The sequence below is a fragment of the Desulfoferrobacter suflitae genome (assembly GCF_022603395.1).
In the GTDB taxonomy this organism is placed as follows: domain Bacteria; phylum Desulfobacterota; class Syntrophobacteria; order Syntrophobacterales; family Syntrophobacteraceae; genus Desulfoferrobacter; species Desulfoferrobacter suflitae.
Window position 1 is genome coordinate 266,258 of the sequence record NZ_JAIBKA010000004.1, and the last position, 17,457, is coordinate 283,714.

At 57.2% G+C, this 17,457-nt stretch carries 16 protein-coding genes; 9 read left to right on the forward strand and 7 right to left on the reverse strand.

The annotated features are described in order from the left end of the window. The first annotated feature begins 10 nt into the window (after positions 1-10). From K1V27_RS08805 to K1V27_RS08835, 6 genes are all read left to right on the forward strand, one after another. Complete coding sequence (locus K1V27_RS08805) at positions 11-673, forward strand: potassium channel family protein (RefSeq protein WP_258929363.1); 663 nt, start codon at positions 11-13, stop codon at positions 671-673. 293 nt (positions 674-966) lie between these two features. Further along, the gene (gene tsoR / locus K1V27_RS08810) at positions 967-1,362 is read left to right on the forward strand and encodes an ArsR/SmtB-type metalloregulator TsoR (protein ID WP_258929364.1); all 396 of its coding nucleotides are present in this window, start codon (positions 967-969) and stop codon (positions 1,360-1,362) included. Between the two features lie 3 nt (positions 1,363-1,365). Then, the gene (gene tsoA, locus K1V27_RS22675) at positions 1,366-1,839 is read left to right on the forward strand and encodes an LULAXC motif selenoprotein TsoA (protein ID WP_332113357.1); all 474 of its coding nucleotides are present in this window, start codon (positions 1,366-1,368) and stop codon (positions 1,837-1,839) included. A 168-nt stretch (positions 1,840-2,007) separates the two neighbouring features. Beyond that, the gene (tsoC, locus tag K1V27_RS08825; RefSeq protein WP_332369910.1) at positions 2,008-2,271 is read left to right on the forward strand and encodes an NEPxGxxU motif selenoprotein TsoC; all 264 of its coding nucleotides are present in this window, start codon (positions 2,008-2,010) and stop codon (positions 2,269-2,271) included. A 95-nt stretch (positions 2,272-2,366) separates the two neighbouring features. After that, positions 2,367-2,678, forward strand: a complete 312-nt coding sequence (locus tag K1V27_RS22620) for a DsrE family protein (protein WP_309574003.1) — start codon at positions 2,367-2,369, stop codon at positions 2,676-2,678. Positions 2,679-2,780: 102 nt separating this feature from the next. Next, a complete protein-coding gene (locus tag K1V27_RS08835; RefSeq protein WP_258929370.1) occupies positions 2,781-3,596 on the forward strand; it encodes a sterol desaturase family protein in 816 nt (271 codons plus the stop codon). Positions 3,597-4,103: 507 nt separating this feature from the next. On the opposite strand, the gene K1V27_RS08840 is transcribed toward K1V27_RS08835, so the two are convergent. The 3 genes from K1V27_RS08840 to K1V27_RS08850 form a co-directional block, all read right to left on the reverse strand. Next, positions 4,104-4,376: a YMGG-like glycine zipper-containing protein gene (locus K1V27_RS08840; RefSeq protein ID WP_258929371.1), complete on the reverse strand. Its 273-nt coding sequence runs from the start codon at positions 4,374-4,376 to the stop codon at positions 4,104-4,106. Between the two features lie 25 nt (positions 4,377-4,401). After that, a complete protein-coding gene (locus tag K1V27_RS08845; RefSeq protein WP_258929372.1) occupies positions 4,402-4,785 on the reverse strand; it encodes a Rap1a/Tai family immunity protein in 384 nt (127 codons plus the stop codon). 373 nt (positions 4,786-5,158) lie between these two features. Further along, positions 5,159-6,478, reverse strand: coding sequence for a mechanosensitive ion channel family protein (locus K1V27_RS08850; RefSeq protein ID WP_258929378.1), 1,320 nt, complete (start codon positions 6,476-6,478; stop codon positions 5,159-5,161). A 275-nt stretch (positions 6,479-6,753) separates the two neighbouring features. On the opposite strand from K1V27_RS08850, the gene K1V27_RS08855 reads away from it, so the two are divergent. The 3 genes from K1V27_RS08855 (at position 6,754) to K1V27_RS08865 (ending at position 12,619) form a co-directional block, all read left to right on the forward strand. Continuing rightward, positions 6,754-10,818 carry a transporter substrate-binding domain-containing protein gene (locus tag K1V27_RS08855; protein WP_258929379.1) on the forward strand — a complete coding sequence of 1,355 codons (4,065 nt, stop codon included), beginning with the start codon at positions 6,754-6,756 and terminating at the stop codon, positions 10,816-10,818. Between the two features lie 70 nt (positions 10,819-10,888). After that, on the forward strand, positions 10,889-11,371 hold the full coding sequence (locus K1V27_RS08860; RefSeq protein ID WP_258929381.1) for a cation:proton antiporter regulatory subunit: 483 nt from the start codon (positions 10,889-10,891) through the stop codon (positions 11,369-11,371). A 69-nt stretch (positions 11,372-11,440) separates the two neighbouring features. Then, entirely contained in the window at positions 11,441-12,619 is a 1,179-nt protein-coding gene (locus tag K1V27_RS08865; protein ID WP_258929385.1) for a cation:proton antiporter, read from the forward strand. 13 nt (positions 12,620-12,632) lie between these two features. On the opposite strand, the gene K1V27_RS08870 is transcribed toward K1V27_RS08865, so the two are convergent. The 4 genes from K1V27_RS08870 to K1V27_RS08885 form a co-directional block, all read right to left on the reverse strand. Next, positions 12,633-15,236 (reverse strand): PEP/pyruvate-binding domain-containing protein, encoded by a 2,604-nt coding sequence (locus K1V27_RS08870; protein WP_258929387.1) that lies wholly within the window; start codon positions 15,234-15,236, stop codon positions 12,633-12,635. Positions 15,237-15,295: 59 nt separating this feature from the next. Then, on the reverse strand, positions 15,296-16,555 hold the full coding sequence (locus K1V27_RS08875; protein ID WP_258929389.1) for a Glu/Leu/Phe/Val family dehydrogenase: 1,260 nt from the start codon (positions 16,553-16,555) through the stop codon (positions 15,296-15,298). Between the two features lie 116 nt (positions 16,556-16,671). Next, positions 16,672-16,977, reverse strand: a complete 306-nt coding sequence (locus K1V27_RS08880) for a hypothetical protein (protein ID WP_258929390.1) — start codon at positions 16,975-16,977, stop codon at positions 16,672-16,674. 2 nt (positions 16,978-16,979) lie between these two features. Further along, on the reverse strand, positions 16,980-17,324 hold the full coding sequence (locus K1V27_RS08885) for a hypothetical protein (RefSeq protein ID WP_258929391.1): 345 nt from the start codon (positions 17,322-17,324) through the stop codon (positions 16,980-16,982). Between the last annotated feature and the right edge of the window lie 133 nt (positions 17,325-17,457).

Below are 17,457 nucleotides of genomic sequence, written 5' to 3' on the forward strand. Positions count from 1 at the left end.
AGAACAGTCAATGAAGCGATTTGCGGTAATAGGTCTGGGAAAGTTTGGCTTTCATGTGGCACGAACTCTGTACGAGGAGGGCAACGAGGTGGTCGCCGTCGACATGGATCAGAGCCGCATTCAGGAAATTGACCCCGTTTGTACCGAAGCGCTTGTCCTGGACGCAAGGGACAAGGACCGCATGGGTTCGCTGGGCTTGGACGAGATGGACGCGGTGGTGGTGAGCTGCGGTGAGGATATCAGCACCAGCGTGCTGGTCACCCTGTATTTGCAGGAAATCGGCGTAAAGCGAATCCTCGCCAAGGCGGTGGATGAGGATCATGGGAAAATACTCAAAAAGGTCGGCGCAACCGAGGTCATCCATCCGGAAAAATCCATGGCCGTCAAGGTGGCGCAGGGACTGTCCCGTCCCAATATCCTCGATTTCATCCCGTTGGCGGAGGATTATACCCTCTTGCAGATAGCGCCTCCCCGCGCCTTTATCGGCAAGTCTCTGAAGCAGCTCAATCTGCGCGCCAAGTACAACGTGCATGTGATCGCCATCGAGGAAGTCCTCGCCGATAATATCGTGCTCGTGCCTCCTGCCGAATTTGTGATCAAGGACAGCGACATACTCATCATGCTGGGTAAAGCTCAGGACATCAAGCGCATCAAGGATCTGAATTCCTATTGACGCCACACCTTCGACTTGCCGTGAGAAGTCTTATTTTCGTCATCTGGAATTCTACGAAGCCGCAAGGGTGCTGAAAGAAGATGGCGTTTTGATTGTTGGCATGATCAGCCGGGAAAGTCTCTGAGGATCTGTTTCATAAGCGGGTTCCGTCCAAGAAATGACGACTCTGATATTGACATCCTCATTGTGCTCCCATATAAACGTACATTAATATGGTAATGAGTGCAGGGTCTATGCGCCTTTCTGTGCACTCGAAAAAGCGCCATTCAGGCATCGAAAATGGATGGTTTTTCATGGAAAAGGTATCCTCAAATAAATCGTCGAGTGGCTTCGACCTGGCGGACGAAAACGCGCGGCATGGGGTACAACTGGAGACCCTGGTGCTGTGCGAGGAGCACCATCAGACGGTGGCGTTCCTGGCCAAAAGTCTCTCGGATGAGAACCGGCTGCGCATTCTTCTCAGCGTGAGCAAAGGCAAGAGATCGGTATCGAGCATTGTCGAGGAGCTCGGTCTTTCCCAACCCCTTGTCTCCCATCATTTGAAAGAATTGAAGCGCTCACTGCTGGTCACCATCGAGCGCAATGGCCCGTTTATCTACTACCAACTGGCGGACTCGAGAATCCTCGACGTCATTCAAACTTTGAGTATCGTGGCGACGGACCTGTTGGCTGCCAGGAAGACGTTTTGAGTTATGGGCAAGGTAATCAGAATCCATACGGACGAGATCCTGGGGATAGTCGACCGCATGGATCCGCAAAAAGCATTGGAGGAAATTGCCGGTGTCTTGGAGGTCCTCTTCTCCCGCCTGGGTGGAGAGGCGCGAGCACAATTTCTCTGGGACCTCATGGGGGAATCGCGGGACGACAAGGTGTCGAGCCTGGTCCACCTGTGACTGGCCGAGTGCATGGGCGAAGGTGTCGACCCCACGAAGATGTGTCAAAGGCTGGTGGATAAGGTGGCCCAGTCAAAACAGTTGATGGCTATGACCGATCCGGACCTGCTGGTGCTGTTCGAGGACTGGCTCGAAGAACTGGAGGAGGAAATCGTCTGGCTCGTGAGTGAGCACGGCCCCCTCGATCCGGCGCAGCTCGCCGAAAAGACCGGACTCTCCCTCAGAGGGGCAACGTTTCTCCTGTCCAAGCTGGGTCGCGAGGGGAAATTATAGACAAGGGTGAGGGGGGCTTTTCCCTGGGTGATGCGGGTCGGAGTGTGGGTCGTACACGGCCTCGGCGTCCCTCGGCAGCCCCCTCGGAGGATGTTGTGAAACAGGTCAATAGGTTGGGAAGTTAGGGATTTGTTAATTTTTGGAGACAACAGGAATGGAGCTGTTATCATGCCGACGATGCGAGTTTTTGCCAACGAACCTGCGGGCAGGACCTGAAACCATTTCAAGCAGATGGTCCCCAGGCTGGGGGAAAAATACGGGGTTGCGGTCGAGATCATCGCCAGGACAAAAGAGGCTTATCAGAGTGAGGACTATAAGCGAACAGGATTGCCGGCGGCGCCGGCCGTCATGATCGGCGATGAGGTCATTGTGCAAGGCGGCGGTCTCGGCGAAGAAGAGCTGGAAGCGGCCATCCGCCGTTACGTGGTCTGATTTGGTCGGAGCGCAATCCAACGACACGATCCCGCGGGCGGCCGAATCGGATGGGCTGAGGTAACCGCAATGTTCCCACAAAGAGAGGAGGTTGCATGAAGCTTCTCGTCATTATTTCAACAGATGAGGCGGAAACGATCTACAATGCCATGAGGTTGGCCAATGTGGGCGTCAAGAAGGGCGACGAAGTTTCGGTATTCATGCTCGGCAGGGGCGTGCTTTTTGAGCAGAGCAGCAGTGAACAGTTCAACGTCATGGAACAGGTTCAGCAATTTGACGGCGATTTTTATGTTTGAGGGGTGTGCATGAAATCCCACGGTCTGGTGGGATCAAGCACGTGCCCCATTGGCTGGATGGACGACCTCTATGAGCTGTCCAGAGAAGCGGATAGGGTGCTCAGCTTTTAGGGCAGTGAAGCGTACGGCTCAAGCCGTTAACAACTTTTTCGGCGGAGCGCCGGCCGCTTGGCCGGTTGCCGCCGGCAGCCAAGCAAGAGAAGGTTGCGCCTTATGCACCATGAAACGGCAATACGCCTGGGGTTCTTCTCGGGGATTTTCATCCTGGTCGCCCTCGGTGAAATTCTAATGCCGCGGCGACCTTTGACCACCTCGAAGGCCGGTCGATGGTTCACCAACCTGGTGATCATCGCCCTCAACCCGCTTGTGGTGCGCATCATGTTCCCGATTTTACCGGTGGCACTGGCCGTGCTCGCCTCCCAACGGCAGTGGGGGCTGTTGAATATCCTGGCACTTCCCTACTGGCTGGAGGTGGCCATCGGGGTGATCGTGCTGGATTTCGTCATCTACATTCAGCACGTTTTGTTCCACGCGATCCCGACCCTCTGGCGGCTGCACATGATGCACCACGCAGATCTTGATTTTGACGTCACCACCGGCCTGCGCTTTCACCCCATCGAGATCGCCGCTTCCATGGCCATCAAGCTCACGGCGGTGATGGCCCTGGGACCGCCCGCCCTGGCGGTGCTCATCTTCGAAGTGGCCCTCAATGCCACGTCCATGTTCAATCACAGCAACATGCGTTTGCCGCTCTTTGTCGACCGGCTGCTGCGGCTCCTGGTGGTCACCCCCGACATGCACCGGGTGCACCATTCGGTGATCATCCGCGAGACCAACAGCAATTACGGCTTCAATCTGCCCTGGTGGGACAGACTGTTCGGCACTTACACCGACCAGCCGCAAAGAGGCCATGCGGACATGACCATCGGCCTCTCCCAATTCCGTGACCCCAAAGGATTGACGCTGCTGCGGCTCATTGTCCTGCCTTTCGTCGGTGACCCGGGTCGCGTGCCCATCAATCGGCATTGACGGCCAATGTTTGATGGACACCCTATGTTTCGAGGGAGAGGCTTGGAGTGAGGGTGCAGAGCAACTTTGAGATGATCGCCAAGCCATCCTCCAGGCACATGAAATTTCAATTACTCAAGGCCCCTGCAGGAAAGCACGACAAGAGATGATTCTACAGGAGCAGGCGCTGATGGAGCGCGCCCGAAAAGTTTTAGGCGGAGGGCGGAAGGCGGAATCAAGGCGGGGTGTTGTATGATCTATGTGCAGGCTGGGCTTTTTGTGCGGCTCGATGATACGGGCTTATGAACGCCCGGCCGCATTTGGGGCGGCTGGGAGCTTGTCCGAGAAGGCGTCGAATCCGCCGTTTCGAGGCCGATCGCGGAATCCAGGGAAGCGCATGAACGCTGGATGCCTGCAGCCCCGGCAGGAATGCACCGGCACGACGAACGGAGGCGAGGAGCCAATTTTCGGACAAGCTCCCAGGGGACATCAAAGGCGATGGTGCTGGGTCACAGCAGGACCAGCCGGTTACTTGGTTTGCCGGCCCGCCTGGTAGCCCTGCTCATACGCCCTCTGGTTGCTTTCTTTATGTTTGCCGTAAAGAAAGCCGCCGGCGGCACCAGCCGCACCGCCTATGGCGGCGCCCAGGCCGGCATTGCCTGCAAGAGCCCCAATGACGGCACCACCGGCAGCGCCCATAGCGCCGCCGCTCAGGGTGCGTTGTTGCGTGTCCGACATGCCGGCACAGCCCATCAGGGCGAGGCTTAAGACCAAAATCGATACAAGGGCGATCTTCCTCATATTCTGCTCCTCTTATTTGCGGTTGTTATTCGCTGCAGGGCCACTTTTCGGTCAAGAACATGAACAGGCTATCCACCGGCGCCTCGTTCATATGTTCCGGATGAGTCTTTGCCCAGTCTATATACATGCCGATGATCTCGTTGCGTGAAGGGACAGGGTCGGAAAAGCACACCAGGCGCACCCCTTCCGGTCCCGAGGCGAGTGCATCGTAGTAGGCATAGGCACCCACCAGATAGCCGTGGCAAAAGTGAATGGCCGCAGTGTACATTGGATCATCGATGGGAGTGGTGCACAGATTGACAATATCGTCCGTCGAGTCGACCATGAAATCTTCCTGGTCCGCTGCAGCTGCCAGGGTGGGCATCAGTAGACCCACTGCCAATAAAACACAAATCAACTTTCGCTTCATAATGCTCCTCCTTTTTGATTTGTTCATCACCGGCCAGGTAGCTCCGTGCTGCCCGGCAGCTTCACGGCGACACATTCGATAGTCAGGAATCAACCGTCGAGGCGCCTCACTTCCATATTTAAAGCATACGCTCCGCATATAAAAGCAAAAAAAAGTGCAACGTCCCCCCCAGATGCCACAAAATCAATCCTGCCCGGGATCCCTCTGGCCGAGTCACCCATGGTTAGCTTCCAAGATAATGTTTTTGGCGCAGGTTGGGTTGAGTCACGCGTTCCGCATGACGAAACCCAACGCTTATTTTGTTGGCTTCGTGACTCAACCCAGCCTACTTGAAAGCGAAAATCATTTCCTTAAACACTATAATAGTTGCAGCTCACTCGGCACTGCCCTGCTTGACCTCGACCAACTGGCGCAAATGAACTTCGCGCTGTGGAAAAGGAATGCTGATTCCGTTGCGGTCAAATTCTTCTTTCACCTGTCTGGTGAGGTCCCAGTAGGTGGTCCAGTAATCTTCCGTCTTGACCCAGGGGCGGCAGATAAAGTTGACGGACGAATCCGCCAGTTCATTGACGCGGATAACGGGTTCAGGAAAGGGAAGCACCAGAGGATGATCCTTGACGACCTCCTCCAAAATCCTTTGTGCCTTGCTGATATCGTCCTCATAGCCGATCCCGAAGACCATGTCGATCCGGCGGGTTTCCGATCCGGTCACATTGGTAATGATCCCTCCCCAGATCGAGTTGTTCGGTATGACCACGGTCTGGTTGTCCGGCAGGGTCAGTGTGGTGGAAACCAGTGTCATGACGGATACTGTGCCGCTGATTCCTGCAACGTTGACATAGTCCCCGATATCGTAAGGTCGATACAGCAGGATCATGAAACCGGCGGCAAAGTTACTCAAGGTCCCCTGCAAAGCAAAGCCCACGATGAAGCCGACGGCTCCAATGGCAGCCAGGAATGGTCCGACGTTTATTTCCAGCATGGACAGCGCAACCACCAGGCCAATGAGAAAAACGAGCTTGTGGACTACATTGACCATGAAATCCTTGAGAAGTTCGGACACGCCTTTCAATTTCACTACTGCTCTCCGGGTGGCCGAACCCAGGATCCTGGACAAGATGATGAAAACGACGAGGGTCACGATGAATAAAATGAGATTCTTGAGCCAACGGATACCACCTTCCTTGGAAGTCAGCCAGCCCCGCACTAGTTTCCAGGAGCCACCGGCGTCGGTCATATCCACCTTGATGCCCGACAGGGCCTTGAGATATTTGTCGTAGTTGGCCACCTCTCCGCCTTTGGCTCTCAACTCTTCGACCACCACCTTCGCTCGATCGATCAATGCGGTCTGTTGTTCCTGCAGCTTGTTGACCTCGTCCAGCAGCTTTGCCTTGGCTTCTCCCTCTGCCTTCATTGCCTCGATTTTCTTTTGGCTGATCAAGGATGCGTGTTGCTTCAATACCCCAATCCATCCGTCGACCTCCACTTTGAGGTCGTCCAGGGTGAGCGGGGTGACCAGATGCTGAAGCTGTTTTGGCGGAATTTCCGGGCTAACGGTAGTGGCCGGCTCGGGTTTGGGCTGTTCGGCCGCCCATACTGATTGAACCAGCCAGGCCGGCGTGAGGGTAAGTATCAATCCGCTCAACAGTATCAAAATCAGCTTGGTAAAACATCTTCTCTTCGAGTTCCACATGATCGCAATGCCTCCACATAAGTTTTCCATTCAGAACGAGCCATCCGCTGCAGCTGCCTTCGGTGTTGCTTGACTCAAACAATAAAACGTATAATATGCCACCTGTAAGGTGGGACTGAGATGCTCCTTTCCACCTGTATCTGCTTAACCACATTTTGACATTCAATAATGGCGGAGCCTCCTGCAAAAGGCTCGACGAACTCCAATATTTGCGCCGGATCATACTCCCAACACGGGTCAAAATGCAATGCAATAGCGGGAAAGGAACCTGGAAGATGTGTGCTGATCGTTGGTTTCGGTCCTTTATCCGTCCCCTCGCCGTAATTTTTCCCCTCAGCCTGATCGTCATGACGCTCGTCTGGGTTTGCCGGGCGACTGCCGCTCAGGGTGCTGCAGCGGCCGCCCCGCCCATTGTTTCCGCCGCAGAGATTGCCTACCCGCCGTTTTCTTTTGCCGACGCCAAGGGGCGCGCCACCGGTTTTTCCGTTGAGCTGCTCAGAGCTGCGCTGGCTGCCATGGGGCGCGATGTCACCCTGCGCATGGGGTCGTGGGCGGAGGTGCGAGGCTGGCTGGAACGGGGTGAAGTGCAGGCTTTGCCGCTGGTCGGGAGGAGGCCCGAACGGGAACCCATTTTTGATTTCACCTTTCCCTACATGTCCCTGCACGGTGCCGTCGTCGTGCGTGAGGGGACGACCGATATCGGGAATTTGGAAGATCTCGAGGGGCGGCGGGTCGCCGTGATGAAGGGAGACAACGCCGAAGAGTTTCTGCGCAGGGAAGATCGGGGCATCGAGATCCACACCACTGTCACCTTCCATGAGGCTCTGCGCGAGCTTTCTCAGGGGCTCTGTGACGCCGTGGTCATTCAGCGGCTGGTGGCCCTGCGGCTGATCCAGGAAAACAAATTCACCAACTTGAAAATAGTCAGTAAACCCATCGAGGGGTTCCGCCAGGACTTTTGCTTTGCCGTCAAGGAAGGGGACCGGGATACCCTGGCCCTACTCAATGAAGGGTTGGCCCTGGTGATGGCGGATGGCACCTATCAACACCTCCACGCCAAATGGTTTGCGGCCCTCGAGCTGCCGACGCAGCGGCGCATCGTGATCGGCGGCGATCACCATTATCCCCCCTATGAATACCTCGACGACAACGGGCGACCGACGGGTTTTACCGTTGAGCTCACGCGCGCCATCGCCAACGAGCTGGGCCTTGACATCGAGATGCGCCTGGGCCCCTGGGCGCAGATCCTCCAGGGTTTGGAACAGGGCGAGATCGATGTCATACAAGGCATGTTTTATTCTCCAGAGCGCGACCTCAGGTTTGATTTTACGCCGCCTTATCTGGCAAACCATTATGTCAGCGTGGTGCGCAGGGATGATGGCGCTCCGCCGGCCGACATCGCTCAGCTGAAAGGCAAACGGATCGTGGTGCAACATGGCGATGTTATTTATGATCTGCTGGTCGAAAAGGGGCTTGCCGATCAGGTAACGTTTGTCGAAACCCAGGAGGAAGTGCTCAAGGAACTGGCGCAGGGGAAACACGACTGTGGCCTGGCGGTGCGAGTCAGTGCCCTCTATTTCATGGAAAAGCACGGATGGACGAATCTCGTGTTGGGCTCCCAGCCACTGCTCTCGGCAAAATACTGTTACGCCGTGTTAAACGGTCACACCGCCCTTTTAGCGTCCTTCAGCGAAGGGCTGGAGATCCTCAGGCAAACGGGCGATTACCTGCGAATCAAGGAGAAATGGCTGGGAATCTACCAGGACGAACCCCCCTCCCTGATCACGGCTATGCGCTATTCTTTGATGGTGCTGGCCCCGCTGCTCCTGGCTTTGCTGGCGTTCTTTCTCTGGTCGTGGTCGCTGCGCAAGCAGGTGACGCGGCGCACGGCACAGCTGCAGGAGAGTGAACGGCAGATGGCAACCCTGTTGGGCAACCTGCCCGGCATGGCCTATCAATGCCGCAACGACAGTCATTGGACGATGCACTTTGTGAGTGACGGTTGCCGTGAACTGACGGGGTACGATGCCGAGGAAATGACTCGTGACCACGCTGTGTCCTACAATGAAATCATCCACCCGGATGACCGGCGGTATGTCTGGGAGCAGGTGCAGCATGCGCTGCACGCCGATGCGCCGTTCACCCTGGAATATCGGATTGTGACCAAAGGCGGCGACCGCAAATGGGTGTGGGAGAAGGGCCGTGTCGTACCCCCTGTGCGGGGTGGTGAACTGATGCTCGAGGGCTTCATCACCGACGTCACCGAGCGCCGACGCAATGAAGATGCCCTCAAGGATGAAGCCATGCGGCGGCGCATTTTGGTGGATGAATCGCGCGACGGAATTGTAGTGTTGGACCAGAACGGCAAGGTGTACGAAGCCAACCGCCGATTCTGTGAGATGCTTGGCTATTCCGCCGAAGAAGTGGCGCAGCTCCATGTGTGGGACTGGGACGACCAGTGGACGCGCGAGCATTTGCTCCAGATGGTTCGCTCGGTGGGGGATGCGGGTGATACCCTCGAGACCCGTCACCGGCGCAAGGATGGTACTTGCTTCGAGGTTGAGATCAGCACCAACGGGGCCGTAATCGCTGGAGAAAAGCTGATCTTTTGCGTGTGCCGGGATGTCACCGAGCGCAACCGGTCGGAGCAGCGCATCGCACATCTCAACAGGGTGTTGTGGGCGATCCGGCGGGTTAACCAGCTGATCGTTCGCGGCCGCGATGTCAAAACGCTGATCCATGAAGGCTGCCGGCTGTTGGTGGAAAATCGCGGCTACGCCAGTGCGGTGATTATCCTGACCGATGACCAGGACCATCCTGTCGAGTGGGCAGGAGAGGGCCTGGGAGAGGCATTGGATCCTTTTGACGGCATGCTCGAACGGGGTGAACTGCCGTCCTGCTGCCGCGCCGCCCGCAGCACGACAAAGGTTGTGGCAGTGGAAAACAGGCTGGTGGTGTGCCGTCTCTGTTCCATAGCGGCTCAATGTGCCCAGACGGATTCTCTGTCTGTACGCCTGGTGCATGACGGTGTGACCTTCGGCTACCTGGTTGCAGCCCTCGAGCAGGGATTGGGTGCTGATCCGGAGGAACAAAGTCTGTTTGCTGAAATCGGGGAAGATTTTTCTTATGCCCTGAACGCCTTAAGAATGGCCCAAGTGCGCGAAAAATCAGAATACGAGCGGCATTCCCTGCAAAGGCAGCTTCTGCAGGCGCAAAAGCTTGAATCGGTGGGACGGCTGGCAGGTGGAGTGGCCCATGACTACAACAATATGCTCGGCGTGATCATGGGCTATGCCGAACTGCTGCTCATGATGATCGATCGGACAAACCCGGCGCGCATCCACCTGGAAGAGATTCTTAAAGCTGCCGAACGTTCGGCGGGCATCACCCGACAGCTGCTCACCTTCGCCCGCCAGCAGACGGTGGCGCCCCAGGTGCTTGATCTGAATGCCGTCGTGGAAAGCATGCTCAAAATGCTGCGTCGGCTCATCGGCGAAGACATTGACCTGGTGTGGCTGCCGTCCTCCGGCCTGTGGCGGGTGAAAATTGATCCGGTGCAGGTCGACCAGATTCTCGCCAATTTATGTGTCAACGCCCGCGATGCCATTTCCGGAGTCGGCGGTTTGACCATCGAAACCGAGAATGTCCACATCGATACCGACTACTGCACCGTACATGCCGGTTTTGTTCCCGGCGATTACGTGCTTTTGGCCGTGAGCGACAGCGGTTGCGGCATGGACAGGGAAACGCTGGAAAATATCTTCGAGCCGTTTTTCACCACCAAGGAGGCACATCAGGGTACCGGTCTCGGGCTGGCGACGGTGTATGGCATTGTGCGGCAGAACAACGGCTGCATCAATGTCTACAGCGAACCGGGAAAAGGTACGACTTTCAAAATCTACCTGCCGCGCCATGAGGGCCTGGCAGACATCCAGGCAGCGCAAAGCGTTGAGCCGGTCTGGCACGGCCGTGGTGAGATGGTGCTGCTGGTGGAGGATGAGGCGGCGATGATGGAAATGACCCGGGTCATGCTGGAACGGTTGGGCTTCCGCGTGCTGACGGCGAACGTGCCGGGGCGGGCGATGCGGATGGCTGAAGAACACGCGGGCGAAGTAGAGCTGTTGATCACCGATGTGGTGATGCCGGAGATGAGCGGGCGCGCGTTGGCCGAACAGCTGCAGTCGCGTTACCCCAACCTGAGAGTGCTTTTCATGTCCGGCTATACGGCCAACAGCATCGCCCACCACGGGGTGCTGGAGGCCGGTGTGCACTTCATCGCAAAGCCTTTTTCCATGCAGGATCTGGCGACCAAAATCAGGACCATGATGGAACATAAATAAACGCGCGAGAGCGAGTTTGTGAGCGAAAAGAAGACGCTGTGACGCGAGTCACTTGAAGGAGAAATGCTGCATGAAGGTAAAGACCTCGGATTTGCCCGGCATTGGAAAGAGCTACGCCATGGAGACGGCCGAAGGGGCCAGGGTAGTCATCGTCATCCATCACCACGGACATCGCGAAGTCTACTATTTCCAGGATTCGGACCGGGACGAGCCGGACTTCAACATCCATTTCAGTGACGAAGAGGCCCGCCAGCTCGGCACGATCCTGCTCGGGGTGGACTACCAGCCGGTGGCCGATGACCGCCTCGAGCTGCTTCTCAAGAGTATCCGCGTGGATTGGCTGAAGGTGCAACCCGGCAGTTGCCTGGCCGGGAAATCGATCCTCGAGTCCCAAATCCGCTCGCGCACCGGGTCGACCGTCATCGCCATCCAGCGGGGAGACCGAATGATCGGCAGCCCCGATGTTGATGAAGTGATTCTGCCTGGAGACATCCTCATGTCCATCGGCACGCGGGATCAGACCAGGACCCTGGAGTCCCTGTGTCAAACATGACCAAGATGGTAACGTCAGAATTCCGCTCAAAATGGAACTCGACTGCAGCGGTGATCGAGGAACAATCCCATGCTCAAACTGCCCTTTTTGCTCCTGGCCGGTCTGATTCTCTGCACCTTTTTTCTGGTCAGCTTCACTTCCCAGAAATTGCGCTACCCTTCGGTGCTTGTCTATATTGCCCTGGGCGTGGCAATCGCCGTGTTTTTCCCGGAGAGCAAAGCGATTCATATTACCGGGGAAATCGGCATCGTCCTGCTGTTTTTCATTCTCGGGCTGGAGTTTCCGCTGGCCAGGATGATGGAAATTTCCCGGAACATCTGGTCGGCCGGTCTGCTTGATGTGGTGCTGAATCTCGGTGGCGCTGCCGGACTCGCACTGTTGTTCGGGTTGAGTCCCATGGCGGCGCTGGTGCTCGGTGCGGTTGCTTACGCCACCAGTTCCTCCATTTCCGCCAAGATGCTGGAGGAGCAAAAACGGCTGGCCAACCCGGAAACGGAATTCATCCTGGCTCTCCTGATTTTTGAAGATCTGGTGGCCCCGGTGCTGGTCTCCTTCATTGCCGGCGCACAAAACGGGGACGAGATGAGCCTGGGTTTCGTCGCCCTGTTGTTCTTGAAAATCGTCTTGTTGATGGTGGGGGCTATTCTGATCGGGCATTACGCTTTCAGGCGGCTGGATAACTTCATTGCCCGCCACCTGGAGAGGGATTTCATGGCCCTGCTGACGACAGGAATTGCTCTGGCCTATGCGGGTGTGGCAATGGTCCTGGGTTTGTCGGAAATACTCGGGGCCTTTCTTGCGGGCATGATGTTGTCTGAAACGGGCAGGTCTTCGGAAGTGGAGCACCTCATGCTCCCCGTGCGGGACATCACCCTGCCATTTTTCTTTTTCTGGTTTGGCACCACCATATCGTTGGGCGAGGGTGTGCCGTTCATTCCCCTGATGGTGCTGCTGGTGGTCTGGGCGGTAGTGGGCAAGGTGCTGACCGGATTTGTGGGCGGCCGGCTGTTCGGGTTGAGCAGGAAGGTCTCATGCCGGGCCGCTTTTTCCCTGGTGCAGCGCGGGGAATTCTCGGCCATCATCGCCAGTCTGGCCATCCCGCAACTGCGCATTTTCAGCGGCATTTATATTCTGGTGACCGCCTTCATCGGTGTGTTTTTGTTCCAACGAGCTTCCAGGATCGCCGGCTGGTACCAGCAAAATTGGCTCAAGCCCGCCGGCAAGCCGTCGCAAAGTGCCGGCGATTAGCCTCACAGCCGCATTAATCCGCGTGGAGCAAGCAGATGGCTTTGCCGCTGTGGGGATCGGCCGCCACCTGCGCATACCTCCCGTCGGCCGCCAGGGGAACGTCGATGAGCTTGATGAATTCCTCGAACCGTTCGGGATGACTCACAAAGCGCCCAAGGCTGTTGGACGACGAGGCAAAAAAGGGTGCATTGAAATGCGCCTGCGGATCGTCGGGATAGAGTGGCAGATAAATGATTCGGGATTCCACCAGGTCGAGGAAAAAATGGGTCCCGAACGAGACGTCCGGAACATGGCCGGCCTCCTCGCGGGCAATCTCCACCAGGACGGAGGCATGGTTGATATCGGCATAGGTGGTGTTGACCCCCAGCATGATGTTGGAGCTGCCCCATCGGCCCGGCCCCATCATGATGACCCGGTCCCGTACAATGTCCGGATGCCGGTTGAGCCGGCCGATGATCCGGCCTATTTGCTGTTTTATCTCGAGGGGCGCCTTGACGGCGTAGGCTTTAGGGTCGACGTAAATGATGTATTTGATGCGGCTCACCGTACCACCCGAGATAGTGCGGGTGGCCCTGAACAGCACCAACTCTCTGGGAACGCGCGCCGGCAAAAGGACGCTTGCGCTTCCACCGGGAACTCGCATGGGACGGCACTGAACGAGATTGAGCCTGATTTTGCCGGGGGAGCAGGAGGCCGTGAACTCGGTGTCGACCGGATAGCCGTAAGCGGCTTCCAGCTTGGCCAGAAACTCTTTCATCAGCGGCATGAACTTGGTGTGAGCCAAAAGGTTGTTGAAAGTGATGATCAAGCGTGCCGGAGCATTCATGTGGATTCCCTCGGGATCGCTGATGAAGCCGTCCTGCAGGGTGGAGACAAGCAGCTCCAGGTGGGGATAATCACCCGCGCCGAAGACCTCGTTCAAAGTCACGCTGCGGAATTCATTTGCGGCGAGATCCAAAACATCCACCTCGTGTTGCGAGTAAAAGGCAATTTTCGATCCGACTTCGGGCCGCAGGAGCGGATGGCTTACCGCGACCAACCTCGGATAATCGCCTCCCACCCGGTTGACCGCGCGAGTGCCCAAGCCGAAAACCAGCCTCACGATGCCCTGCTTTGGATCGATGCGATCGGTCCAGCGGTAGAGATTGCGAGAGAAAGCGACCCCCGCCAGGGTTGGGAAGAAAAAGCTGCGATAGCGTGATCCGGACACGCGCTGCACCAGGATGGCCATCTGCTCGTCCGCTTCCCCGAGGCCCCGCTCCCTCCGGTAGGCAAGGGCGTCCGGATTGACGGCACTGGCGTAGACCAGCTTTACCGCTCGCAGAAACGCCTGCATTCTGGCTTCGGGATTGCCCTGGTTGGCGCAGAATTCACTGCGGTACTTACCCGCAAAGGCATTGCCGAACCCGTCCTCGAGCAGGCTGCTGGAACGTACGATGATGGGTGCCTGGCCGAAATAATCGAGCAGATCTTTGAACTGCTCCATGATTTCATCCGGGAAGCCGCCCTCGAGAAAGCGCTCCTCGACCCGGTCGAATTCCTCGCCGGAAATCTGCGAATTTCTGGTCAGCCGCAGTCTCAGCCGGAACAGACCGTTGTTGACCAGGAAGGTGAAAAAGACGTCGGAACCGATGTAGAAGGAATCGTGTTCCTCCAGGATGTTTGCGAAATTTGTGGTGCCCGGGCTCTTCAACAGGATCCGGCGGGCCAGGAGCATGCCTGCCGCCTTGCCGCCGATGCGGCCGGAGCCGATGATGCGGTTGCGGATTTCGAGCAGATCCTGCAGGCTGAGGTATTCGTCCGAGAGGCGTTTGAATTCCGGATCGCCCCCGATGATCATCTGCGACAGTTCCTGCTTGAGCGCCTGAATTTCCGTTGTTGCCGCCAGGTGCGTCAGTTCGTCATCGCTGTACTGGGCAAGTTTTCTCAGAATGCTGTCCCAGGGGGCGATCGAGTCGGCCTTGACCCGCAGGGGCGGCTTCCTCGCCGTGAGGGATATGGTGGATGCGTCGCCGCTTTGCAGAACCGGAGTGAGGGATGTTCCGGCAAAGCGGTGGGGTAGAAACATCTCTGAGGAGTAGCGGTCCCACACTTTCAGGGGATGAACGTAGAGCTCCCCCCTGGCGTGGTAGAGATCGATCAATACCTGCGTGGTGTCGCGAATGCGAGCGACCGCCCGGTGCGAGTGGCGCCCGCGGGTGAGTGCGAAATAGGCGACGGTTTCCAGTTCGTGCAGATAGGGGCATGTGACTTGGAAAAAATTGGCGAGCAGTTCATCCGTGGCCCATTCAGTGACCAGCGAGGAAAGATTGTCGAAAACATAGAATGCGCCGGTGCCGTTCTCCTCGATGATGTGATTCACCTGGGCGCTGAAAGAATCAAACCCGTGGCTCGGATCGACCTCTTCATAGGTCAGTCCGGGCGTTCGATGCAGGATGCTCCACTCGGGAGCAAACCGCACATAGACCACCGTGCGGTGCTCCTCGAGGGCCTGTTTCACGAAGGGGTGCACCACCCGCAGATAGTTGCCCAGGCCGTCCACCTGCCAGACCACGTTATCGCCGCTGCGCAGCCCCTCGATGACCTTGTCGAGCGCTGGTATTCCACTGCTGATCATGGCCCCTGCCGTTTTATCGTTTGCCCGCGCCCCTTGATTCTTCCTGGAGCCGATGGAAGCTAAACCCAGCCGCGCAGCTTCATAGCTTCCACCACGCGCGCTACCGCTACCACGTAGGCGGCTTTACGCATGTTGATGGCATACTTTTCCGCGCTATTGAGCACCTCATGATACGCCTTGGTCATGCGCTTATCGAGCTTTTCGTGCACTTCATTCTCATCCCAATAATACATGTAGGCGTTTTGCACCATCTCGAAGTAAGAAACCGTGACACCTCCGGCGTTACAGAGAAAATCCGGAATCACATGAATTCCCTTCCGGTGGAGGACCTCGTCGGCTTCCGGCGTGGTCGGACCGTTGGCCAGCTCGACGATGATCCTGGCCTTGACCTGGTCGACATTCCTTTCCGTAACGGAGCTCTCCAGGGCGGCCAGCACCAGCACATCCACATCCAAGGCGAGGAGTTCGTCGTTGCTGACGCACTCGGTCCCCTCACAGCTCACCACCGACGATGTCTTCTGCTTGTGCTCGTTCACTCGCGGAATGCAAATGCCGTTGCGGCAGGTGACGGCACCCCGCGAGTCGCACACCGCCACAACCTTTGAGCCGAACATGGCTTCGGCCAGACTGGCTGCATAGCAGCCGGCATTGCCGTAGCCCTGGATCGCCATGGTCGCCTTGCCCAGGTCGATACCCAGGCGCTGTGCGGCCTCGCGCAGCGCGTACATGCCTCCCCTGGCGGTGGCGTCCCCGCGCCCCGGAGAGCCTCCCAGGGAGAGGGGCTTGCCGGTGATGACCCCGAACTGATTCTTGCCTACGATGGAAGAATATTCGTCCACCATCCAGGCCATGATCTGCGGGTTGGTGTAGACATCGGGCGCGGGGATGTCCTTGTCGGGACCGATAAAGGCACCGATCGCCTTGATGTAACCGCGGCTGATACGTTCGAGTTCGAAACGCGAAAGCTCCTTGGGGTTGCAGATGACTCCGCCCTTGCCGCCCCCCAGGGGCAGATCCAGCAGGGCGCATTTCCAGGTCATCCAGGCGGCCAGCGCGCGCACCGTGTCTATGGTTTCCTCCGGATGGAAGCGTATGCCGCCCTTGGTGGGGCCTTTGGCATCGTTGTACTGCACCCGGAATCCCTGAAAGATCCGCGTGGTTCCGTCATCCATACGGACCGGAAAATGGACATGGAATTCGCGCATGGGGCGCAGCAGTACCTCGCGTGTGCTGTGGTTCAACTTGAGGATATCAGCGCAGTCGTTGATCTGTTGTTGAGCAATTTTGAAAGGGTTGCTGTGGTTGTTATTGCCTGACATTTTCGGTTTTCCTCCCATGTGTACATTGGTTAACGATGCGTCAATGGATCTCCAGGAGCTGGTCCGGGAACACCGGCTTTAAGTCATTCCGCCGCGATGCCTCCAGGCCGGCGGTTTCACCCGATTGTTTCCCGGCAGAACCGGCTGGCGTAGTCCAGCTGATGCTTCAAGATCCACATTTTTTCCAGGAATTGAGGCCATCCGCATTTGGGTTGATGCCCCTGTTTGCCGTCGGAAAGGACCAGTACACCGTCAACCACCGCCCCCTGCAGCTCTTCCCACAGCTCTCCCCAGGTGTCCTGGGCATCCTGCAGGACAGCCCCTGTGACGTTGCGGAAATGTTTGAACTTTTGCTCCGGCCGCAAAACCCGGGATGGTTTTTCCTGTCCGTTTGCAGAGACAATCCTGAGCTGTTTGGTCATGGTCATTCTTCTCCTTCCTCATGTGATGGGTTGCCGATGGCTCCCTCACAGAGCCGTTTGGCGTAATCGATGCGGATTCCGAGCAGGTGCAGCTTGTCCAGCAGCAGGCGGCGCTCGGCCTCAGGCATAACGCTGTTGGCGCCGCTCTCACCCGCCAATATCTCTTCGCATGAAACCGGGTCCTGCAGGTCAGCCCAGATTTCCCGCCAGAGATCCAGGGCATCGCCCATCACGCTGGCTGCAACTCCCCGGAAATGCCTCAATCTGGCGTTGGCGCGCCGGATTTCCTGATCCATGGCTTGCGTGCGGCTGCTCCAGACTTCCATCTCCGATTGATGTTTCATCATGCTGTGACGTCCAGTGCTTGTAGTTATGAATTCCACGTCGGTGCACCCGATCCAGTTGAGCAATAACCGTGCCGTGCAAGGAGCTGAATTCAAATAACGCGCCCTCTCCCCGTGCGGGGGGGGGAGAGGGTCG